The 4,819-nt window shown below is 60.6% G+C and carries 3 protein-coding genes; 2 read left to right on the top strand and 1 reads right to left on the bottom strand.

Annotated elements, in window-relative coordinates:
- Window positions 1-78: 78 nt before the first annotated feature.
- The gene (macA, locus tag LOY70_RS15840) at window positions 79-1,230 is read left to right on the top strand and encodes a macrolide transporter subunit MacA (protein ID WP_123344316.1); all 1,152 of its coding nucleotides are present in this window, start codon (window positions 79-81) and stop codon (window positions 1,228-1,230) included.
- Window positions 1,231-1,232: 2 nt separating this feature from the next.
- Window positions 1,233-3,191, top strand: a complete 1,959-nt coding sequence (locus LOY70_RS15835; protein WP_265028371.1) for a MacB family efflux pump subunit — start codon at window positions 1,233-1,235, stop codon at window positions 3,189-3,191.
- 68 nt (window positions 3,192-3,259) lie between these two features.
- Here the strand turns inward: LOY70_RS15835 and LOY70_RS15830 are convergent, their stop codons facing one another.
- Window positions 3,260-4,600 (bottom strand): diaminobutyrate--2-oxoglutarate transaminase family protein, encoded by a 1,341-nt coding sequence (locus LOY70_RS15830; protein ID WP_265028370.1) that lies wholly within the window; start codon window positions 4,598-4,600, stop codon window positions 3,260-3,262.
- Window positions 4,601-4,819 lie beyond the last annotated feature (219 nt).

The following is a 4,819-nucleotide window of genomic DNA, read 5'->3' as shown; positions in this document are numbered from 1 at the left end:
CCGTCCTTCCTTGACGCGCATCCATGGAACCCGGCGCCACGTTGGCCGGGCTTGAAATCAACGCACTCATGGTTATTTATGGAAAAGTCGAAGTTTCGCAAAATCGCTATCGTGCTCGTACTGGTCGTGGTGGCCGGTCTGATTTTCTACAGCGCGCAATCGCCGGGCAAACCGCCGGATTATCTGACCGCTGTGGTCGAGCGCACGGATATCGAGAACGCGGTGCTGGCGTCCGGGACGCTGCAGGGTATCAAGCAGGTCGACGTCGGTGCCCAGGTGTCGGGTCAACTGAAATCCCTCAAGGTGAAATTGGGCGACAAGGTCAAGAAGGGCCAGTGGCTGGCGGAAATCGACCCGATGCTGGCCCAGAACTCACTGCGCCAGACCCTGGTCAACGAGGAGAACCTGGTGGCCAAGCGGCAGGCGACGGCGGCGCAACTCAAGGACGCCAAGGCCACCTATGATCGCTACAAAAAGCTGCAACCGGACGACGCGATTTCCAAGCAGGAGTACGAGACCGCCGAGTCGAACTACAAGGTGGAAGCGGCCAATCTGCTTTCCCTCGATGCGCAGATCAAGGACGCCCGTATCCAGGTGGAAACCGCGCGGGTCAACCTGGCCTACACCCACATCGTCGCGCCGATCGACGGCTATGTGGTGGGGATCGTCACGCAGGAAGGCCAGACCGTGATCGCCGAGCAACTGGCGCCGGTGCTGCTCAAGCTCGCCGACCTCGACACCATGACGGTCAAGGCGCAGGTGTCGGAAGCCGACGTGATTCACATCGTGCCTGGCCAAGAGGTGTACTTCACCATCCTCGGCGAATCGGAAAAGCGTTATTACGCCAAGCTGCGCGGCACTGAACCGGCGCCACAGAACTTCCTCGAAACCCAGACCGGAGGGACGCCGAAGCAAAATACCGCAGTGTTCTACAACAGCCTTTTCGACGTGCCGAACCCCGATCATCGCCTGCGCATTTCCATGACGGCCCAGGTCCGCATCGTCCTGGACAAGGCCAAGGATGTGTTGACGGTTCCCGTCGCCGCCCTGGGGTCGAAAAACCAGGATGGCAGCTACGTGGTCCGGGTGCTGGATGCCGAAGGCAAGGCCCAGCCGCGTAACGTGCGCATGGGCATCAACAACAACGTCAGGGTCGAGATCAAGGATGGCCTGGCCGAGGGTGACAAGGTCGTCATCGGCGAGCCGATCCCTGCCGTGGCGGGAGCCTGACCATGACCCAACCATTGCTGGAACTCAAGGGCATCACCCGCAGCTTCATCGCGGGCGAAAAGGCGTTCATCGCCCTCAAGGACATCAACCTGACGATCAATGCCGGCGAGGTGGTTGCGATTACCGGGGCGTCCGGCTCCGGCAAGTCGACCCTGATGAACGTGCTCGGCTGCCTCGACCATCCGAGCGCCGGGAGCTACAAGGTGGATGGGCGCGAAACCGGTTCGATGAACGACCGGGAACTGGCGGTGTTGCGGCGTGATCACTTTGGTTTCATTTTCCAGCGCTACCATTTGTTGCCGCACCTGAGTGCCTTGCACAACGTCGAGATGCCGGCGATTTATGCCGGCGCCGCCGAGTCGCAACGGCACAGCCGTGCCGGGGAACTGCTGACGCGCCTGGGGTTGATGGGGCACTTGAGCAATCGGCCCAACCAGCTCTCGGGTGGTCAGCAGCAGCGGGTGAGTATCGCCAGGGCGCTGATGAACGGCGGCGATATCATTCTGGCGGACGAACCCACCGGTGCGCTGGACACCACCAGTGGCAAGGAGGTGATGAAGATCCTGCTGGAGCTCAACAAGGCGGGACACACGGTCATCATCGTGACCCACGATGAGAAAGTCGCGGCCCACGCCCAGCGCATCATCGAGATCCGCGACGGCGAGATCGTCAGTGATCGAGCCAATCCGCAGCGGCCGTTGGAGGATCAGTCGCCACAAGGCACACGTCCGGCCAAGGTCAAGGCCGAGAACGGCCTGCGCGCCAGCTTCGGCTTGTTCAGCGAAGCGTTCAACATGGCTTGGGTGGCGCTGATTTCCCATCGAATGCGCACCCTGCTGACCATGTTGGGCATCATTATCGGTATCACCTCGGTGGTCTCGATCGTGGCCATCGGCGAAGGGGTCAAGGAATATGTCCTGAAGGACATCCAGGCGATTGGCAGCAATACGATCGAGATCATGCCCGGGGCTGACTGGGGAGACAGTCGCTCGACCGCTATCGAAACCCTGGTGTTGTCCGACGTTACGGCCCTGAGCGACCAGTATTACATCGACAGCGCGACGCCCAACGTTGGCCGCAATCTGCTATTGCGGTTTGAAAACATCGACGTCAACGCGACCATCAACGGTGTCAGCGAGAGCTATTTTCAGGTTCGCGGGATCAAGATCGGCTCCGGCGTCGCGTTCAGCAAGGACGATGCCCGGCGTCAGTCACAAGTGGTGGTGATCGACCATAACACCCGTCAGCGACTGTTCCCGAACAGCGATCCGTTGGGCAAGGTGATTCTCATCGACAACCTGCCTTGCACGATCATCGGCGTGACCGAAGACCGCAAAAGCGTGTTCAACACCAACAAGAACCTGAACGTATGGATGCCCTATGAGACGGCGGCCGGCCGATTGCTGGGCCAGCGCTTCCTGGACAGCGTTACGGTGCGGATAAAGGACGGTCAACCGAGCAAAGTCGTGGAAGACAACGTCGTCAAGCTCCTGACCCAGCGCCATGGCATCAAGGACTTTTTCACCTACAACCTCGACAGCGTGCTGCAGACGGTGCAGAAGACCAGTCAGTCCCTGGCGCTGTTGCTCTCGTTGATTGCGATCATCTCGCTGGTGGTCGGTGGCATCGGTGTGATGAACATCATGCTCGTCTCGGTGACCGAACGTACCCGCGAGATTGGCATCCGCATGGCCGTCGGTGCACGCCAGTCCGACATCCGCCAGCAGTTCCTGGTGGAGGCGGTGATGGTGTGCCTGATAGGCGGGATGATTGGCATCGCCTTGTCGTTTGGAATCGGCTATGTCTTTTCGATCTTCGTCAAGGAATGGCAGATGGTGTTCTCGATGGGATCGATCGTCGCGGCTGTCGTCTGCTCGACCCTGATTGGGGTCGTGTTCGGCTTCGTGCCCGCTCGCAATGCCGCGCGGCTCGATCCGATCAATGCCTTGGCGCGTGATTGACCTGGGCTGCCAGGCACAGAACCTGTGGCGAGGGAGCAAGCTCCCTCGCCACCTAGGTGTCTGATCCTTTATACCGCTACGCGCGCCGTATGCGAGCGTGTCTCGCCGACCTTCCCGAGCGCGTGTTCGAAGCGTTCCAACACCATGCCGACCTCGGTCTCGGTGATGGTCAGGGGCGGCAGGAACCTGAGCACCGCGCCATGGCGTCCGCCGGTTTCCATCATCAATCCGTTGTCGAAGCAGTTGAGCTTGATGGCGTGTGCCCGCGCTCCGTCGGCCTGGCCGGCGCGCTGGTTGGCCGCCGGCTGGGTGATTTCCACACCGATCATCAATCCGCGACCGCGGATGTCGCCGATGAATGAAAAACGTTGCGCGATGTCCTTCAGGCCACTCTCCAATTGCTTGCCCATCCGGGCGGCATGGGCAACGAGATTGTCTTTCCTGATTTGCTGCATGGTTGCTGCTCCGGCAACCATCGCCATCTGATTGCCTCGGAAGGTGCCCGCATGCATGCCAGGTTCCCAGGTGTCCAGATGCTCGGCGTACACGATCACTGCTAGCGGGTAGCCGCCTCCAATGGCTTTTGACAGCACCAGGATGTCGGGCACGATGCCCGCGTGCTCAATGGCGAACGTGCTGCCGGTGCGGCCCAGTCCGGTCTGGACTTCATCGACGATCAGCAAGATGTCCTGTTCGAGGGTGATTTCCCGCAGGGCCCTCAACCAGTTGGCCGAGGCGGGGATACAACCGCCTTCGCCTTGCACCACCTCGACGATCACCGCCGCCGGTTTGGCAACGCCGCCTTCGGGGTCCGAGAGGACGGTGCGGATGTAGTCGATGGACAGTTGATCGGTGTGCTCGCCGTCGGTGCCGAACGGGCATCGAAATCGGTAGGGGAACGGCAGAAAGTGCGTGCCTTGGGCAATCATGCCGTCACCGGTCTTGGGGGACAGTTTGCCCATCGCCGACAGTGCTCCGGCCGTCATGCCGTGATAGCCGCCGTGGAAGGCCATCAACGGCGAGCGCTTGGTGTAGTGACGCGCCAGTTTGATGGCCGCCTCGACGGCATCCGAGCCACTGGGGCCGCAGAAAAGAATCTTGCTGGTGGCGCGCATTTTTGCCGGCAACATCGAGAACAGCTCCTGCACGAACGCATGTTTGGCCGGCGTGGCCAGGTCCAGTGCCTGCTGTAGATGATCGCTGCCGAGAAACTGCATCACGGCGTCGCGGACTTGCGGCGGGTTGTGCCCGAGAGCCAGGGTTCCGGCGTTCGACAAACAGTCGAGGAACTCCTGGCCGCTGGCGTCCTTGATCCGCATGCCCTTGCCGCTGACGAACAGTCGCTGGAAAGTCTGCGCATAGGTTCGTGCGTTCGACTCGACGTTTTCGAGGTAAGTGAGTGCTTCCATATTCGATCATCCATTGGCTATGGAACGTGAGCCGAGCGCGGGTTTATCCATGCCCGATAGCAGGTGCAGCCGTTACTTGGCAGGTCCAGGTCATTTCAACAGGCCCCCGTATTTATCGCGAGTTTTCTTGCCGGTAGCTGTCCCAGTTTTCCACGCCAGACATCAAATCCGGCCCGGGGTTAAATAACTGCCACACGAGCTTCATCAAGCCGTCGTCAA

The organism is Pseudomonas sp. B21-054 (assembly GCF_026016345.1).
Taxonomy (GTDB): Bacteria; Pseudomonadota; Gammaproteobacteria; order Pseudomonadales; family Pseudomonadaceae; genus Aquipseudomonas.
Note: the sequence above shows the minus strand (reverse complement) of the source record. Positions and strands in the feature narration are given on the sequence as shown.

Coding starts and splice junctions, on each gene's coding strand:
- LOY70_RS15835 (WP_265028371.1), top strand. CDS start 1,233: ATGACCCAACCATTGCTGGAACTCAAGGGCATCACCCGCAGCTTCATC.
- LOY70_RS15830 (WP_265028370.1), bottom strand. CDS start 4,600: ATGGAAGCACTCACTTACCTCGAAAACGTCGAGTCGAACGCACGAACC.
- macA (WP_123344316.1), top strand. CDS start 79: ATGGAAAAGTCGAAGTTTCGCAAAATCGCTATCGTGCTCGTACTGGTC.